General features: G+C 70.6%; 9 protein-coding genes. 4 read left to right on the forward strand and 5 right to left on the reverse strand.

Annotated features, from left to right (window positions below):
• Window positions 1-6: 6 nt before the first annotated feature.
• The gene (locus G4D83_RS09170) at window positions 7-1,374 is read right to left on the reverse strand and encodes a thioredoxin family protein (protein ID WP_163864292.1); all 1,368 of its coding nucleotides are present in this window, start codon (window positions 1,372-1,374) and stop codon (window positions 7-9) included.
• 107 nt (window positions 1,375-1,481) lie between these two features.
• On the opposite strand from G4D83_RS09170, the gene G4D83_RS09175 reads away from it, so the two are divergent.
• The 4 genes from G4D83_RS09175 to traB all read left to right on the forward strand — a co-directional run bounded on the left by G4D83_RS09175 (window position 1,482) and on the right by traB (window position 8,571).
• Window positions 1,482-3,227: a GTPase domain-containing protein gene (locus G4D83_RS09175; RefSeq protein WP_163864293.1), complete on the forward strand. Its 1,746-nt coding sequence runs from the start codon at window positions 1,482-1,484 to the stop codon at window positions 3,225-3,227.
• 151 nt (window positions 3,228-3,378) lie between these two features.
• Window positions 3,379-4,449 carry a hypothetical protein gene (locus G4D83_RS09180; protein ID WP_176433324.1) on the forward strand — a complete coding sequence of 357 codons (1,071 nt, stop codon included), beginning with the start codon at window positions 3,379-3,381 and terminating at the stop codon, window positions 4,447-4,449.
• Window positions 4,450-4,699: 250 nt separating this feature from the next.
• Window positions 4,700-6,943 (forward strand): outer membrane exchange protein TraA family protein, encoded by a 2,244-nt coding sequence (traA, locus tag G4D83_RS09185; RefSeq protein ID WP_163864295.1) that lies wholly within the window; start codon window positions 4,700-4,702, stop codon window positions 6,941-6,943.
• Window positions 6,940-8,571 carry an outer membrane exchange protein TraB gene (gene traB, locus G4D83_RS09190; protein WP_163864296.1) on the forward strand — a complete coding sequence of 544 codons (1,632 nt, stop codon included), beginning with the start codon at window positions 6,940-6,942 and terminating at the stop codon, window positions 8,569-8,571. The genes traA and traB overlap by 4 nt, the downstream gene beginning before the upstream one ends.
• 227 nt (window positions 8,572-8,798) lie before the next feature.
• Here traB and G4D83_RS09195 read toward each other — a convergent pair whose 3' ends face one another.
• From G4D83_RS09195 to G4D83_RS09210, 4 genes are all read right to left on the reverse strand, one after another.
• Entirely contained in the window at window positions 8,799-9,581 is a 783-nt protein-coding gene (locus G4D83_RS09195; RefSeq protein ID WP_240356226.1) for an Ig-like domain-containing protein, read from the reverse strand.
• Window positions 9,582-9,790: 209 nt separating this feature from the next.
• Window positions 9,791-11,140 (reverse strand): HD-GYP domain-containing protein, encoded by a 1,350-nt coding sequence (locus G4D83_RS09200; RefSeq protein WP_163864298.1) that lies wholly within the window; start codon window positions 11,138-11,140, stop codon window positions 9,791-9,793.
• Window positions 11,141-11,174: 34 nt separating this feature from the next.
• Window positions 11,175-12,824: a HEAT repeat domain-containing protein gene (locus tag G4D83_RS09205; RefSeq protein WP_163864299.1), complete on the reverse strand. Its 1,650-nt coding sequence runs from the start codon at window positions 12,822-12,824 to the stop codon at window positions 11,175-11,177.
• A 166-nt stretch (window positions 12,825-12,990) separates the two neighbouring features.
• Window positions 12,991-16,896, reverse strand: a complete 3,906-nt coding sequence (locus tag G4D83_RS09210) for a serine/threonine-protein kinase (protein WP_163864300.1) — start codon at window positions 16,894-16,896, stop codon at window positions 12,991-12,993.
• Between the last annotated feature and the right edge of the window lie 63 nt (window positions 16,897-16,959).

Consider the following 16,959-nt stretch of genomic DNA (forward strand, 5'->3'; position numbering starts at 1 on the left):
CGACGGCTACCTCGGCGCGGGCTGCGCTTCCGCCTGGAGCCCGGCGAGCTTCTTCTCCAGGCCCTTCATCATGCGCGGCGACACCTGCGAGGCCGGCAGCGTCTTGGCATAAGCGACGGCGTCCTCCACCGTCTTCGTGGCGCTGGCGACATCCTTGCGCGCGACGTGGATGTCGACGCGGTTGGACAGCACGTTGATGCGGCGGGCGCCCTTCACGCGCTCCAGCGCACGGTCACTCGCCGCGAGCGCGTCATCCAGGCGTCCCTGCAGCCGGTACAGCGTGGCCAGCCTCGCGGGCGGGTTGTAGTCCTGGGGCAGGTCCTTCTCGCTCTGCTCCAGCGCGGCCACGGCACGCTCGGGCGTGCCCAGCTTCATCGCCGCCGACATGCGGTGCGAGTCGAAGACGGCGCGCGCCTCGGGGTTGGGTGCCTTGGCGGCCTCGGCCTCCAGGAACGCCAGCCACTCGCCCGCGAGGGCCTTCACGCCGGCCTCGTCCTTCTCCGCCTCGCGCGCGCCCACCCGCATCTCGTAGAGGCCGGAGCGGTCATCCGCCGTCATCTCGATGACCGGAGGCCCCATGGCCTCGACCACCTTGGCCTCCAGGGCCGTGCGCAGCTCCTTGCTCGCGGCCTGGTCCGGAATCGACAGCGCGCACATCAGGCCCATCATCGAGGCGTTGGCCCACGACAGCGAGCGCGGCGTGCCCGGCAGCAGCTCCAGCGCCTTCTTCGCGCACGGCTCCACCTGCTGCGCTCCATACATCGCCGTCATCAGCGACTCCACGGCACGGCCCCGGCGGTTCCAGTCCGCGGGCGCCTCGGCCAGGGCCTCCGTCAGCGTCTCCGCCGCCTCCGCCGAGCGCCCCTCGCCATAGAGCGCGTCACCGCGCGCCAAGAGCGCCTCCGCGCCGGTGATGCCACCCTTGTAGGCGCGCTCACCGTCCTCGAAGAGCTTCACGAGCTGCTCCACCGTGGCGCTGCCGGCGAAGCGCAGGAGCGGCTTCTCCTCGCGCGGGTCGATGACGTACAGCGTGGGCCAGAACTCGATGGGGAACTTCTCCTGGAAGGCCGCGTTCTGGGTCAGGTCGGTGTTCACCTCCAACCAGACGTAGCGGTCGGCGTGGCGGGCCAGCGACTTGTCCGACAGGACATACGCCTTCATGGAGCGACAGGTGTGACACCACGGCGCCCAGACATCGACGAAGAGGGGGATGCCCTTCGACTTCGCCTCGGCGATGGCGCGAGCGTAGTCATCCTCGATGAACGGCAGGGGAGCTCCGGCGTGCGTCGCGTCCGCGGACACGGGGGTGTTCGTGTTCGCGGCGGTGCAGGCAACGAGCCCCAGCAACAACAGGCAGGCGGCGTGGGTGCGCATGGCGGGGGACCCTACCGCGCCACCGCCACTCTGTCCCCCAGCGACATCCACCTCGCAAGCAACTGGGAACCCGTCCCCGCACATGCTCTGGTGTGAGTGAACCTCCGATGACGAGAGACCCCTACAGCCTGCGCGAGTCCCTCGCGTCCGCCCTGGATGCCCTGCCCGCCCCCGAGCGCTTCCCGGAAGGCACGGACGCGGACCTGGCCCGTCGTCTGGCCGAGCGGCTGCGCAGGGACCTGCTCCCCCGCCTGGGCTCCGCCGACGCGCCCCTGCTGCTGGTGGCCATCGCCGGCCCCAACAACGTGGGCAAGTCCACCCTGTTCAACGCGCTGGTGGGCGCGCCGCTGTCGCCCGCGAGGCCCGAGGGAGGACTGACGAAGCAGTGCCTCGCGGCGGCCCACCCGGAGACATGGACGGGGGCGCTGAAGGACTTCCTCACCCGCCGCTATGACACGGTGCCCGTCGCTCCGGGGGAGCTGGCGCCCGTGGACCAGCCGGGGCCGGCGGGGCGGCTGTACCTGGTGCTCGCGGACGCGGTGCCTCGCGGGTTGCTCGTCATGGACACGCCGGACTTCGACAGCGTGTACCGGGAGAATCGCGAGCGCGCGGAGGCGCTGCTCGTCACCGTGGACGTGCTCGTATTCGTGGTGAGCCGGCAGACGTACCAGAACGCGGCGCTGGTGGACTTCCTGCGCGCCGCGGTGGGACATGGCCGGCCGTACCTGCTCGTCTACAACGAGGCGTCTCGCGAGGAGGTGGCGCGCGGGCACCTGGACAAGTTGGCCTCCGACGTGGGTCATCCACCGCTCGCGCGCTACCTGGCGCCGCACCAGCCAGACGTCGAGGCGGGCCTGCGTCCCCTCGCGACGGAGCCGCTGGATGGGCGGCCTCCGCTCAACTCGCTTCTGGGAGAGGCCGAACACGCGCGGGAGTTGAAGGCCCGGGCGCTGGAGGCGTCACTCGCGGACGCTCGCGCGGAGCTGGAGGCGGTGGCGCGCGCGTCCACTCGCGCGGCGAGCGAGCCGGAGCGGCTGCGACAGCGACTGCGGCACGAGCTGGACGGCGTGGGCAGCGCGGCGGCGCTCAAGGCGGTGCCCGCGGACATCCTCATCGACGCCTTCCGCGATGAACTGGATGCGCGCAGCCAGTTCCACAAGTGGGTGCGGCTGCCCTTCCGGGGGCTGGCCACGGCGCTCACGTACGTGAGTCGCAAGGTGCGCCAGTCCTTCACGGGCCCTGAGCCGGAGGGCTCGGAGACGCCCACGCGCGCGGTGGACGCGACGATGACGGATGGGGTGCGGCGGCTGGTGGATGCCTTCGCGCCGGAAGTCGCCGCGTGGCGGGGAGACGCCGAGACGCGCGAGAAGCTGGCCGAGGCCTTCGGGCCCGTGACGCTGGCGAAGCTGGAGGAGCCGCTGGGCTTCGAGTCCCTGCATGCCCACTCGGCGGACCGCGCCACGCTGTACGCCTATTGCCGCGAATTGGTGGCGGGTGAGCTGCAGGGCGGCATGCGCGAGGAGCTGCTCCAGGCGCTGACGACGCTGGTGTACTCAGTGCCGTCCGGCGCGGCGGCGGTGGTGACGGTGGCCACGGGTGGATTCGGTCATGACGCGGTGGTGTGGGCGGGCACCTTGTTGTCCACGCCCCTGATGGAGCGCTTCGTGGACCTGCTGGGTGCCCAGGTGCGCGCCCGCGTCACCCGGAAGTGGGCGGATGCCCACGGCACCACGCTGGCCCATGCGCTGGAGAAGAGATTCTTCTCGGACGTGCTGGGTCAACTGGACGGGCTGGCGGAGGATTGGAACCGGACCGCCGCGCGGCTGGAAGCGACGCGAGCCGAGCTGTCCTGACGGCTGGCGGGGAGGCGAGCCGTCGTCTTCCCGTCCCCGTGAGCGGTGAGGCGTACGCACCGAGACATCGAGGCGAGGTCACGCGGACCATCAGGATGGTCGATATTCGGCCCGTGCGTGTGCGGCGACAATGCGCCATGCTGGGAGCGTCATGAATGGCTCGGACTCCGGCGCACCGGGCTCCCCACCTCCCGTCCTTTCCTTCCGCCACCTGCTGACCGACGCTGTCAGTACGTTCCTGGACGAAGCGGGGATGACGTGCGCGCAGACGGCCGACTCCCTCGGCGAGCTCATCGTCACGCTGTCGCGCTACCGCGAGGAAGGCGCGCCCCTGTTCCCCATGGCGTTCATCGGGGACGACCTGGGGCAGATGCTCGCGCTGCTGGGCGGGCATGACCCCATCGCCATCGGAATCGGGCCTCGTTCGCGGGCCACCGTCCAGCGGGCGCTCAAGCAGTGCGCGCCGCTGGGACAGGGCCGGTGGTGGGCGCTGTATCTGCTGAGGGTGCCGGAGGGTTTCGCCTACGGCGTGTTCCGCACGGACCCGTTTCCGCTCGCGGAGTCACCGCTGGAGCGGCTGCGACGGACGGAGGAGCCTCAGGCGGGTGTGGTGGGCGTGCTCCAGCTCGCGGACAACATGCTGGAGCTGCGCGCGGGCGGCGGGCTGTGCCGGCACGTGTACCTGTCAGGTGCTCGCGTGGAGGGCGCTTCGCCTCCCGCGGTGCTGAACGAGCTGGCGGAGGCCATCACCGACGGCGTGGCGAGCGCCAGCCTGGAGCGAGCGCGGGGGTTCTTCCGGCGGGTGCTCTTCGAAGTGATGCAGTCGTCCCATGGGGCCCTGGTGGCGGTGCTGCCCCGGGAGCGCGCGGGCTCCACGCTCTTCGTGGACGGCATCATCCTGCCGCGCCCGCTGGATATCGTGGCGCTGCTGGACCGCTATCACGCGGACCCCACCGACGCGGCGGCCACGGCGGTGCGCGCCACCGGGCAGTTGCTGCGCGGGATGATGGCGACGGACGGAATCACCGTGCTGCGCGCGGATGGCTGCATCGTCGGCTACAACATCTTCGTGCGACACCCGGAGTCGCTCACGCATCAGCCCTCGGTCGTCGGCGGAGCGCGTCGGCGCACGTACGAGGTGCTGGGCGCCGCCGTGGGAACCGAGCTGACCGCCGCGTTCATCCGCTCCCAGGACGGTGACGCGGCCTGCCGCCGCGCATGAGTGCGGTGACGAGATTCAGCAGGTCGGTCTCCGGGGTGACTGGAATGACGTCCCGCGTCTCGTAGGAGTCCCGCGCACACGCCATGAGGACGGGCTTTCCGAGCTGTTCCGGATAACTGATATAGCCGTGTGTCGACAGGGGTACGGGTTTGCCGTCAGAAGCCCGACGTGCCACGTCACCAAGCGCGTCTGACGCCCAGATGGCCTGAGAATTGAGTTTGTCAGGGGCTTCCCGCATGCTGGCGCCGCCTTGAAATCCCCCTTGTTCCGCATCGCGCGATTCGCGCTCGCTTCCCTGGCCGTGTGCCTTGTGGCTTCCCCCGCACGGGGACAGAAGCTCGCAGACGTCATCGTCGCCGGCCCTCCGATTGCCCCCGCGCTGAGCGGAGCCGGGCAAGGCATGTGCGTCGCCTCCAACGTGTGGACGCGAAACGCCAATGAGTTCCCGCAGACGCGCGGCACGTACCTCGACGTCATCAATGGGTACATCGAGGAACCCGTCAGCAAGCAGAACCGCGTCACGACCGTGTTGCGGACGGACTTCGACCTGTCCAACAACCTCAACGACGGCCGCACGCTGAGCTACGGCGACTTCCTGAATGCAGTCCCTTCGCCTGGGTGCTCCACGGGTGGATGTAGCTTCAACGTCATCAACGATGGCGACGCGTTCACGCCGTTCGTCTCACGCTTCCGCGGTTACCTGAACATCAAGAGCGACTCCGTAGGTCAGCCGCTGCATCTCGGCTTCTACGTGGACGATGCCGTCAGCCTCGTCATCTATGACCGGGTGCAGTCCTATACCGTCATCAACCGGCCGCCCCAGCTCGGGTTGCCGACGTGGCGGACCACGAACTCCGTCACGTTCGCCGCCGCAGGCCTCTACGCCGTGGAGATCATCTACGCGCAGGTCAGTGAGCACGCAGCCCTTGAGCTGTCGATGCGCCAAGGGGCCTTCACGGACTTCGAGCGCGCCGCCAACCAGCCGCCGATCATCAACCTGTACAGCTCCGGCTTCCAGTTGCTCCAGCCCGCGCAGTTCTTCCAGACGGAGAACGGCCTCCCCTCCTTCTCGACGGACCCCAACCGCTGCGAGCAGTGCAGCCGCGCCAACGTCAACTCCCCCAACAACGGCGGCTGTGCCTCCTACTTCCACTGCAACGCCGCGGCCCTGTGCGCGCCCTGTGACTCCGCCCTCTTCTGCGGCTCTTCCTGCTCGCCCTGCGGTCAGTCCTCGCCCTACTGCGCCAACATCAACGGCAACACGCAATGCGTGCAGTGCACGGATGATGGCCAGTGCCCCAACGGCCGCTGTGACTTGAGTGACAACACCTGCCGTGGCTGCAACGGCGATGACGACTGCCCCAACGGCCGCTGCGACTTGAGCGACAACACCTGCCGTGGCTGCAACGACGACGAGGACTGTCCGTCCACCGGCCGCTGTGACCTCGGGACGAACCAGTGCTCGGGTTGCAACGACGACGCGGACTGCCCGGGCGCCGTGTGCGACGAGCCCACCGCCACCTGCGTCCCCTGCACCGACGACGAGCACTGCCCCAATGGCCAGGTCTGCGCGACCGACATCCACCAGTGCCGTGAGTGCAACGACGATTCGCAGTGCGAGCGTGGCGAGGTCTGCACCAACAACCAGTGCCTCCCCTGCGCCACCAATGACTCCTGCGCTGGCAACTCCTGCAACTGCTGCCCCAATGGAACCCAGTGCGCGGCGCTGACGCCCGGTGGCTCGCCCTCCTGCGTCGAGTGCACCACCGATGCCCAGTGCGGCGAGGGCCAGAAGTGCGATCCTCTCAACGGCACCTGCGTCACCACGCTGCCCGAGTGCAACACCGCCGACGCCTGCGGCCCCGCCTGCGCCAAGTGCCCCGGTGAGCGCCCCTTCTGCCTCGACGGCGAGGTCTGCGTTCAGTGCCGCACCGACCTGGAATGTAGCGACGGCCAGTTCTGTCTCAGCGGCGAGTGCAGCTCCTGCACCACCGACCGTCACTGCGGCTCGCGCTGCGAGGCCTGCGAGACGGACGCGCCCTTCTGTCTGTCGGACGGCTCGGTCCAGAACAGCACCTGCGTCGGCTGCCGGAGCAATGAGGACTGCGGCAGCGGCCAGTGCAATGCGACGACTCGCACCTGTGAGAACGCCGGCGCCTGCGCGGTGACGTGTGACGCGGGCCTCGTCTGCGACGGTGAAGCCTGCGTCCAGTGCTTCGCCGATGCGCACTGCCCCTGCGGCGGCACCTGCGACCTCACCAACAACACCTGCTCCTCCTCGTGCGAGGACAGCGGCGACTGCCTCGGCGTGCAGCACTGCTCGGCCAAGACGCAGGAATGCGAGCGCGGCCGACGCAAGCCCGGCACCGACCCGCAGGGCGGCGCCTTCTGCTGCGGCACCGCCGCCGATGCCACTCCGGCCGGCAGCGCCACCATCCTCGTCCTGCTCGCCGCGGGCCTCCTGCTCCTCCGCTCCCAGCGCCGCGTCCGATGAAACCCTTCCACCTCCCGCTCCTCCTCCTGGCGCTCGGAGGGGCCAGTGTCGCCTCCGCACAGCCGGACGCCCGCTTCGACGTGCAGTTGTTCCGCCCGTCCGCGGCGCCGCAGGACCTGGTCGTCGTCACCCAGTCCCGGCCGCTGTCCCACATGTCCGTGGCCTTCGGCCCGTACTTCAGCTACTCGCTCAACCCGCTCACGCTGGTGCCCGAGGGAGGAGACCTCGAGAAGATCAGCCTGGTCGGCAACCGCCTCCAGCTCGACGTCATGGTCATGGTGGGCCTGTTCGACTGGGGCGAGATTGGCGTGGACCTGCCGCTCATCCTCGCGCAGGGCGGACAGAACCTGGAGGTCATCGGCACCGAGGGAAGCGTGGAGAGCTTCGTGCTCGGGGACCTGCGCCTCTCCGGCAAGGTGGCCATCCCGGGTCTTCGCCGTCCCGCCGAGGGCAAGGGCTGGGGCGCCGCGCTGACGCTCAACGTGTCCTTCCCCACGGGCGCGCAGGACGCGTTCGCTGGAGACGGCGAGCTGACGTGGGCCCCCGGGCTCGTGCTCGACTACCGCTTCGGCAACGGCATCCTGCTGGCGTTCAACGGCGGCTTCTGGAAGCGGCCGGACCGCGTGTTCGACGGCGTGGCGCTGGGGGACATGGCGCCCTTTGGCCTGGGCACCGAGGTGCCCATCCTCCGAGGCAGCGGCATCACCGCGCTCGCCATGGTGAACGGCGCGGTGGGACTGAAGAAGGCGCCTGGGACGGAGCGGCAGGTTCCCGCGGAGCTGCTCATCGGCCTGCGCTGGTACAGCTCCACCGGCGTGACGTTCACCTTCGGCGGAGGCGCGGGCTGTGGATGCTCGCTCGCGTCGCCCACGCTGAGCTTCTTCACGTCCATCATCTGGATTCCAGCGAAGACGCGCGAGTGGGAGGCGCTGGAGCGCTTCAAGGAGCCGCCCGAGCCGGCGCCGCCTCCTCCTCCTCTGGTGGACCCGGATGGCGACTCGGTGATTGGCGTGGGCGACAAGTGCCCGGATGTGGCCGGCCCCGTGGAGAACGCGGGCTGCCCGGACACGGACCGCGACGGCGACGGTACGGTGGACCGGCTCGACAGGTGCCCGGACCAGCCGGCCGGAAGCCGGGGCCGCGATGGATGTCCGCTCGCGCGCCGCGACGGGAACAAGATTGTCATCCTGGAGCAGGTGAACTTCGCCACGGACCAGGACGTCATCCTCTCCGAGTCCTTCCCGATTCTGGAGGAGGTCGCCCGGGTGATGAATGAGAACCCGGAGATGGACCGGGTGCTGGTGGAGGGCCACACGGACGCTCGCGCGAGTGATGCGTACAACCTGGAGCTGTCGCGTCGGCGTGCGTCCAGCGTGATGCGCTTCCTCGTCCAGAGCGGCGTGGCGGCGGAGCGGGTGTGCTCACAGGGCTTCGGCCGCAGCCGGCCGCTGTCCGACAACGCGACGGAAGAAGGCATGGCGCTCAACCGCCGCGTCGAGTTCACCATCCAACCGCCCAGCGAGGGCCCACGTCCGCCCTGCCCCGAGGACCCGTCCGACAAGAAGGGCAAGCGCCCCTCGCGGACGAAGGCACCGGGTCCGAAGGCCAGTCCCGCGCCGAAGCCGTAGGCGCGGTCTTCAGGCAGCGTCCTCGGCTCGCCGCACTGATGTTCTCAGTGCGGCGCATTGCGCCCACCAGGCAGCGTTTGCGGCTTGCCGCGCTGAGACATCCTCAGCGTGGTGCCGGGTCTCAAGGAAGCATCGTCCGCGCACCCCGCCAGAGCCTCAGGCGCGGCGCCTTCAACCCACAGGCGTAAGCAGCGGCCCGCACCACCGAAGCAGGCACCTCACCGCCACTACGGAACGACGAACTCCGCGGCGGAGCGGCGGCGGCCCGCGACGACGGAGACTACGGCGCGACCCGAGCCCACCGCCGTCACCCGGCCGTCCTTGGACACCGACACCACGGCGGCATCCGACGAGAACCACTCCAGCGGCACACTGTCGAGCACCGCGCCGTTGCGGTTGAAGGCCCGCGCCAGGAGCAACACCGACTGACCCGGACGCGCGAACTGATGGTGGGTGAGGTTGAGCCCCAGACGCGCGAAGTCCGCCGGCACCACCTGGACAGCGAGGTGTCGAGCCAGGTGCCCCAGGTTGGCGCTCACCGTGGCCGAGCCGGGCTTCACCGCCACCACCTGCCCGTCCTCCACCCGCGCCACCGTTTCGTCCGACGAGCGGAACTCCGGTGTGACGTCCTGAAGCGACGCGCCCTGCTCATTGCGCGCCACCACGCGCATCTTGATGGTGCGCCCCACCTCCAGGAAATCGGCCCCCGGCGCGCGCACGTCGAGCGAGTTCAGGATGACCAGGTCCAACGGCAGGGCCTCACGCACCTTGCCCCCCGTCACACCGATGATGGTCTTCCCGGACTTGCGCACCGTCACCACGCCGTCCTGCACCAGCGCCACATCCGTCGCGGAGCTGGTCCACCGCAGCTTCGGCTCGGACATGCGCTGGCCCTCGGCATCGAGGACCGTGTAGTCCAGCTTCACGTTCTGCCCCGGCGTGCGCAGGAACTTCGACTCCAGCGGCTGGAACGTCAGCGACTCGGGCGACGGCCCACATGCGCCCAGCAAGCCGAGCGCGAGAACAACGACGGAACGAAATAGGAGGCGCGGCGTCTTCACGGCGGCGGAGACAGACAACGAAGCGGGGTGGGAGTGACGCCCATTTTAACCACGCCCATCGCTCCACGTGTGAACCCCTGAGACCTTCTTCTCACCGCCTCCGCGCACGGTGCCGTCCGCAAGGCACTCGTCCAGACAGGCGGTATCCGCCCGGCTCCTCAGGAGAAGAGGAAGTGCGGGACGTTGAAGTCACTCTCGGTGGAATCGAGGGACGCGACGATGTTGAGCCGCTGACCGGGCTCCGCGAGGTCGACCACGTAGTCCGCCTTGGTCTTCCCGGCCCCCTGGATGACCCGGACTCGGGGTCTGGCTGCCTGCGCCGAATCCGTGGGCACATCCATCACCACGCCCAGCTGCCCGCCCGACAGGCGCACCAGCGTCCCCACCGGATAGAAGCCGGCCACCGCGGTGAAGAGGCGGACGACCCTCGGGTCGAACCGGGTGCCGGCCCGGTGGGTGATGAGCCGCAGCGCCGTGTCCGGTGCCAACCCCGGATGAGGCGGCGCGGGGAACGTCAGCAGGTCGAAGGCACAGGGCACCGCCAGGAGCCGTCCCGCCATCCCCACCGGACGCTGGACGGGTCCACTCCAGGCCGGCTGGAGACAGTCGTGCGCGGCGACGACTCGCTCCAGCCGGCTGGTGTCCAGCGGACGCTGCAACAGCCGGAGCGCCGTCTTCAAGGGCCCCCGCCGCGCCAGCAGCTCATGGGAGGCGCGGTCGAACTCCTGCTCCGGCGCGAGCGTGGTGGTGCCCCGCCCCAAATCATGGAACAGCCCGCTGAGGGCCAGGTCCAGTTGCTGCGCGCGAGACAGCCCCATCCGACGCGCCATCAACAGCGCCAGCACCGCCACCGCCGCGCCGTGCTGCCCACCGTCCACGTCCGTCCGGCGAAAGCGGGTGAGGCCCACCAGGAGCGACTCATGCCCCACGGAAGACTCGGCCAGCCGCAACAGCACGCGGCGGAAGCGCTCCACGCGCACCTGCCCTCCCGTGCTGATGACGTGCTTGAGCAGGACGACGAGCCGCGCGTAGTAGCGCAGCATCACCTCGCGCGGCGTCAGGACGTGCGTGGAGGACAACACGTCGCGCAGGCGGATGGGCCCCAGCTTCTCCTGGAGGATGGCCTGGGGCTTCTGCGCGCGCCGGTGCTTCTGGAACGCGACGAGGAAGGCGCGCAGGTGCTCGCGACGCAGCCCCGAGCCGAACGAAATCTCCTGCACCTGGAGGTGCTCCAGATAGCGCCTCAGCGAGACGGCCATCTCCAGATGTTCCTCGCCCAGCTTCATCCTCGAGCCATTGAGGAACGGGATTCCGCCCACGCACTGCAGCTCCACGGACTTCTGTCCCCGCAGCTCCGCGTCCAGCAGCGTGCCCAGCTCCTCGAGTGCCTCCTTCACGCCCGCGTTGTCCACGTCGTGCAGGGACACCGTGTTCAGACACCGTACGACGAGGCCCATGAGCCTCGGCCCCACCAGTGCCGCGTCCTCCCGTGTCGTCGCCGTCGCCATGTCTCCGCGTTCCCCCGACGTCTCGTCCGTGGCTTCAGCCCACCGGGGCCAGCTGCGCCAGCGCTTCCCGACACGCCTGCTTCAAGTTGCGCGGCGCGAAGAGCTTGTTCGCCACCGCCTCCAGCAACGGCCGGGCCCTCGGGTCTCCGAGGATGCCGATGCAGCGCGCGCAGTGCGCCTTCAGCTCGGTGTCCAGTTCTCGCTCGAAGGCGGAGCGCAACGCCGCGCCAGCGATGGGCCCGCCCAGGTCCGCGAGCGCGCGCAGCACCGCCATGCGTTCGCGAGCCTCCATCTTCGCGTCGAGCCGGGACACCAGCGGCCCCACCGCGGCCTCCACGCCATGGCGCACCAGCAACACCAGCGCCGCGCCGCGCACCCCCGCCGCCGGGTCCGCCAGCAGCTTCAGGAGCGGCGAGCGCTGGACCTCCACGTCCCGAGGACTCAGCCGGGACAGCAGCGACGCGCGCACCTCCGGTTTGGGATGGCCCAGCAGCGCCGCCGTCAGGGGCATCGCCTCGGGCCCTCCCTCGCGCAGGAACTGCACCCAGTCCAGGTCCGCCTCACCCAGCGACGAGGCCCGCGTCACCAGCACGCTCAGCGAGATTCCCCGGCGCACGAGCAGCTTCGCCAGCGCCCCTCGGGCCTCGGGCGAGGCCAATTCGAAGAGCAGGTCCGTGGCGCCCTGGAGCGTGTCACGCGGCAACGCGCTCAACAGCTCCAACACCCGCAGCAGCACGCCCGGCTGGGCGGCGGCCTGCGCCAGCGCGAAGCGCATCTTCTCCCGGAAGAACAGCCGCGTGACGGCATAGAGGTCCGGCGCGCGCGCCCCGGCGGCCCGGGCATCCTTCGTCATGCCCTGCACCACCTGCGACAGCTCCGCCCAGCGGCCATGCGAGACGAGCCCGGAGAGCAGCTCCTCCATCCACGCCAGGAGCTCTCCGCGCTCCTCCTCCTGGCACACCGCGAGCAGACCCCACACCACCCACAGGCCCCGCTCGTGCACGCCTTCGCCGCCCCGCTCGCGCTCCAGCAAGGCCCGCAGCTCCGCCACCTCCGTGTCGCTGGCGCCCGCGAAGGCCGGCGCTCCCGAGCGCACCAGGTCCTGAGCGCTGACGGGGGCCAGCACCTCCGCCTCCAGTCGCGCCAACCACTCGTCATGTCCCACGGGACGACGACGGCCGGAGCCCGAGGCCTGGCGCCGCGTCAGCTCCGCGAAGAGCTGCTCCTCGCGCTCGGCCAGCTGCGCCTCGGCCTGCGCGGACTCACCCGTCTCCGTCGACGCGGGCACCTCCGCGACGACCAGCTCGATGTCCTCGAAGCCGTGCTCCCAGAACCACGTGTAGAAGTCGTACTCCGGAGGCAGCGTGCGCTGCAGCGCGCGGTGCCACATGCCCAGGAAGGCGCCCAGCTCCTCCGCCTCCAACCCCGGCTGCAGCAACACCTCCTGGACGCCCTCCAGGAACAGCGGCCGCGTCACCGAGTCCTTCGCCGACGTCGACTCCACCAGCACCACGTCGCCGAGGAGCAGCACGGTGGAGCGCACGTGCAGCACCACCGCCTCGCTCGTCACCTCGTGATAGCGGCGCACCGCCTCACTCAAGCGCTGTTGGACCTCCACCAGCGCCGCATGCCCTTCCGCGTAGAAGCGATAGGCGCCCAGCACCTTGTTCAGCGCGTGGCCCACCTCCGTCGCGGCTTCCTCTGGCGAGAGCGCGGGCGCCCCCACCGGACTCGGGGTCGCTGGCTGGCCTCTGGATGCGGGAGTCGGAGCGGGCATGGCTGGCAATGCATTGAATTCCTGGCGGAACACTAAAGCCAGAATCCAAGCACCGCCAAATGAACGTTGCCTTTCACAGACGAGGCGCGGTGGCCCCCAACGCCCCCAGGGCCTGGGTCGCCAGGGCTTCTCCCTCGCGCCACCCAGCGAGTCGGGCGCGCTCCCGGGCCCGCTCCAATCGCTCACGTGCCTCGTCGACCCGGCCCCCCGCGCCGAGCAGCCGCCCCACGTTGTAATGGATGCGCGCTGCCTCCTGGGCATCGCCCCCCTGCTCGGCCAGGACGAGCGCTCTCTCCAGCTCGACGAGCGCCGCCGCGTGCTCCCCGGAGAGGACTCGCAGGCCCGCGAGGTTGGAGAGGGCACGGGCCTGACCCACGACATGTCCCGTGGCGCGAGCCTGCTCGGAGGCATGGGTGAAGCTGGTGCGAGCCTTCTCCGGCTGCTGGAGTCGAAGCTGGAGACGACCCAGCAGGTTGAGGTGCTCCCAGTAGAAGTCAGACGCGCGAGCGGGACGCCCGCCCATGCGCTGGAAGGATTGTGTCAGCAATTCCACAGCTCCGGCGACGTCCCCCCGGGCCTCGCGAGCACGGGCCTGCTCGCCCAGCACCCACGCGAGGACCTCCGGGTCCGCCGCGGCGGCGGTGCGAATCGCCACCAGGCGCGCTTCGGCGGCGGCGACACGGCCAAGCTTCAGGTCCGCGGCCGCGACACGGCGCACCACCTCCGCGCGCGCGGCGGGGGACTCGGTGTCGGGCAGCTTCTCCAGCCAGGGCGCGGCGAGCGGCTCCACGGCCGTGGGGTCCACCTGCGTCAGACACGTGCACGCTCGCGTCAGCATGCCGAGCTGCCACAGCCGCGAGGTGGACGTCGCACCCGGGGCATCTCCCATCGCCCGGCGGAAGTAGTCAGAGGCCGCGCGCCACTCACCTCGCGCGGAGAGTCGCTCACCAGCGCGCTCACACGCCGCGGCGGCGTTGGGCGCGGCGGCGGCGACCAGATGGTCGGCCACGCGAACCTCGCGCGCGGGCTCGGCGGCGAAGGCGTCCTGCCCCAGCGCCTCCGCCAACTCCTGGTGCGAGCGGCGCAGCGCGCTCGCCGGCAACCGCTCCAGCAACACCTGACGCGACAGCTCCTGCGTGAAGCGCAGACAGCCCGGCCGATCCGCCACCTCCGCGAGCCAGCCATCCGCGACCAGCAGCTCCGCCGCGTCCTCGACGGCGTCCTCTGCCGGCAGGGACGCGCGCACCAGCGAAGAGGAGAAGACGGAGCCCTCGACAGCGGCACGTGAGAGGAAGCGCTGGAGCTGCGGTGGCAGCAGGTCCAGGCGGGCCCCCAGCGCGAGGCCGAGGCTGTCGGGCAGCGTCGCTTCCCCGAGGGGCGCCGTGGCCTGCCAGGAACCACCGAGGCGCTGCACGGCGCCGCGCTCGACCAGGGCGCGCATCAACTCCAAGGCGAAGGAGGGATTGCCCTGGGCACGCTCGACGACGAGCTTCTCCACCTCCGCGCCTGGAAGCGCCCCGAAGGCAGTGCCCAACAGGGCCCGCAACTCCGGCCGAGGCATTCCCTCCAGCGCGGAGAGCGGCAGCGGAGCGAGCGCGACGGGAAGCACATCAGGCGCCGTCGTGGCGACCAGGCCTACCCGCGAGCCCGGCGCGCTCAGCAGCGCCACGAGCAGCTCCAGCGAGGCCACGTCCGCGTGGTGCACATCATCCACGAGCAGCAGCACGCCACCGGGACGCGCCGCGCGCAGCAGCGTCTCCGTCACCGCCGCGTCTCCGGCCTGGAGCTGTCCCGACGGCCCGCCATGAGACAGCCTCCGCCACAGCGCGGAGACCTCCTGCGCGGAGAGCCCCAACGCACCGAGTGGCTGAAGTGGCGCGCCCTCCGGGACCGGACCCAACGCGCGCGCCAGTCCCGTGAGCACCGAGCGCATCAAGCCCATCGCCCCCGCGCCGCGCAGGTCCTCCGCGCTGGTCCGCACCACGCGCAGCGAAGCCACGTGGGACGCGCTCTCCGCCACGGCCTCCAGCAGTCGGCTCTTGCCCACGCCGGCCGCACCCGCGAAGAGCCTGGCGCCTCCCTGCCCCGCTCGCACCGAGTCCACCACGGCCCGCGCCGCCGCCAGCGCGTCCGAGCGCCCCACGAAGGGCACTCCACGCACCACGCCGCCCAGGGCCTCCACGCGCCACGCCGCGCCCGACGACAGCGTTCGCTCCGCGCCGAAGCGAACCCCTTCCTCCAGCAGCGCCTTCGCCGCCGCTCCCGCGAGCACCTCGCCTGGTGACGCCGCCTGCGCCAGCGCGGCGGACCGCTCCAGCCCCGCGCCCGTCACCCGCCAGGGCACGCGCCCACCGCCGCCACTCACCAGCACCGCGTCGAACTCCAGGCCCGCCCGAGACACAGGCGAGGGAGTCAACCCCAGGGTCTCCACCGCGCGCAGCAACTCCAGGACACAGCGCACCGCGCGCAGCGGGTCGTCGCGACGCGACACCGGCAGGCCGAAGGCGAGGCTCCAGCGGGACTCGGTGAGCTGCACCACCTCCGCCTCGTGTCGCTCGGCGATGGAGGCGACGAGGTCGAGAAGCTGCCCCACCGCCTCCATGCCCTCCTCCGGCCCCAGCGCTTGCCGCAGCGCCTCCGCGCCCTCCACCTCCACCGTGACGATGACGAGCTTGCGCCGGAGCGCGCCCGCCTCTCGCCCTCGCATCCTCACCGTGGCATCCGGAGACGCGGCGTCGAGCCCCTGGGCCTGCGGTGTCGGCGCGGTGGCGGTGGGGACGTGCAGTTCGGTTGGAGGAGCCTCCGCGTCGATGAGGTGTCCGGAGGTGACCTCGGACACCTCCGAGACGGGCGCCGCCATTCCGGTGAGCCTGCTTCGCGTCTGGGGCCCGGAGGGAGTGTTGAGCGCGCTGCCGCAGTGAGGACAGAAGCGACTGGTGCCGCTGGTGGACTGGCCGCACCGGGGGCACGTCACGCTGGAGCCCGCCGCACGCGGCAAGAGACTGCCGAGGCCCACGCTCGACTCGCGCATCCTCGCGCGGACCAACTCGCCCACCAGGCGCTCGGTCGTCGCGGCGACGCCGTCCTCGGACTTTCGGGGGCTCTCATCCAGGTACTGCTGGAGCGCGCGGGCCACGTCGGCGCAACGCTCGAAGCGCTGCTCGCGCGGCTTGGCCAGCATGCGCAGGATGATGTTGTCCAAGAGCGGGGAGACGCCGTCGACGAGCATCGACGGCTTGAGCGCGGGAGTCAGCGCGACACGCCGCATCGCCTCCGCGGGATTGTCCGTCTCCACCAGCGGCCGGTGCGTCACCAGCTCCCACAACACCACGCCGAGCGCATACTGGTCGCTGCGTCCGTCGAGCGGCTGGTTTCGCACCTGCTCGGGCGACATGTAGCGCAGCTTGCCCTTGAGGATGCCGGTGCGCGTGCGGGTGGAGCGGTTGCTCGCCTTGGCCACGCCGAAGTCCACCACCTTCGTCACGCCATCCAGCCGCACCATGATGTTCTGCGGACTGATGTCGCGGTGGACCAGGTCCAGCGGCACGCCCTGCGCGTCCACGGCCTGATGCGCATGGTCCAACCCGAGCGCGGCGTCACGGATGATTTCCGCGCACACCGCCGGACTCAGCGCCGCGCCAGCACGCACCGCCGCGCGAGCCAGCCGCCCCAGGTTCTCGCCTTCGATGTACTCCATGGCGATGTAGAAGGTTCCCTCCCACTCGCCGACCTCGAACACGGAGACGACGTTGGGATGGTTGAGGCGCCCCGCCACGCGCGCCTCGTCCAGGAACATCTCCAGCGAGCCTTCCTGCTCCAGCAGGTCCGGCAACAGGTTCTTGAGGATGACGGCCCGCTCGAAGCCGCTGACGCCCACCTGACGCGCCAGGAAGATTTCGCCCATGCCTCCCACGGCAAGCCGGCTCAGCACCGCATAGCGGCCGAAGACGAGGGGAACCGAGCCACTGGCGGACATCATCTTCCTCACACCGTAGTCAGTGGCCCCGGGCTCCCGCCAGTTTCCATTGCCCCCTGCGGGACA

This window comes from Myxococcus eversor, from assembly GCF_010894455.1.
Lineage (GTDB): Bacteria > Myxococcota > Myxococcia > Myxococcales > Myxococcaceae > Myxococcus > Myxococcus eversor.

What these genes read in the sequence shown, in the direction of transcription:
- G4D83_RS09170 (WP_163864292.1), bottom strand. Translation starts at nt 1,374, where the DNA reads ATGCGCACCCACGCCGCCTGCCTGTTGTTGCTGGGGCTCGTTGCCTGC.
- G4D83_RS09175 (WP_163864293.1), top strand. Translation starts at nt 1,482, where the DNA reads ATGACGAGAGACCCCTACAGCCTGCGCGAGTCCCTCGCGTCCGCCCTG.
- G4D83_RS09180 (WP_176433324.1), top strand. Translation starts at nt 3,379, where the DNA reads ATGAATGGCTCGGACTCCGGCGCACCGGGCTCCCCACCTCCCGTCCTT.
- traB (WP_163864296.1), top strand. Translation starts at nt 6,940, where the DNA reads ATGAAACCCTTCCACCTCCCGCTCCTCCTCCTGGCGCTCGGAGGGGCC.
- G4D83_RS09200 (WP_163864298.1), bottom strand. Translation starts at nt 11,140, where the DNA reads ATGGCGACGGCGACGACACGGGAGGACGCGGCACTGGTGGGGCCGAGG.
- G4D83_RS09210 (WP_163864300.1), bottom strand. Translation starts at nt 16,896, where the DNA reads ATGATGTCCGCCAGTGGCTCGGTTCCCCTCGTCTTCGGCCGCTATGCG.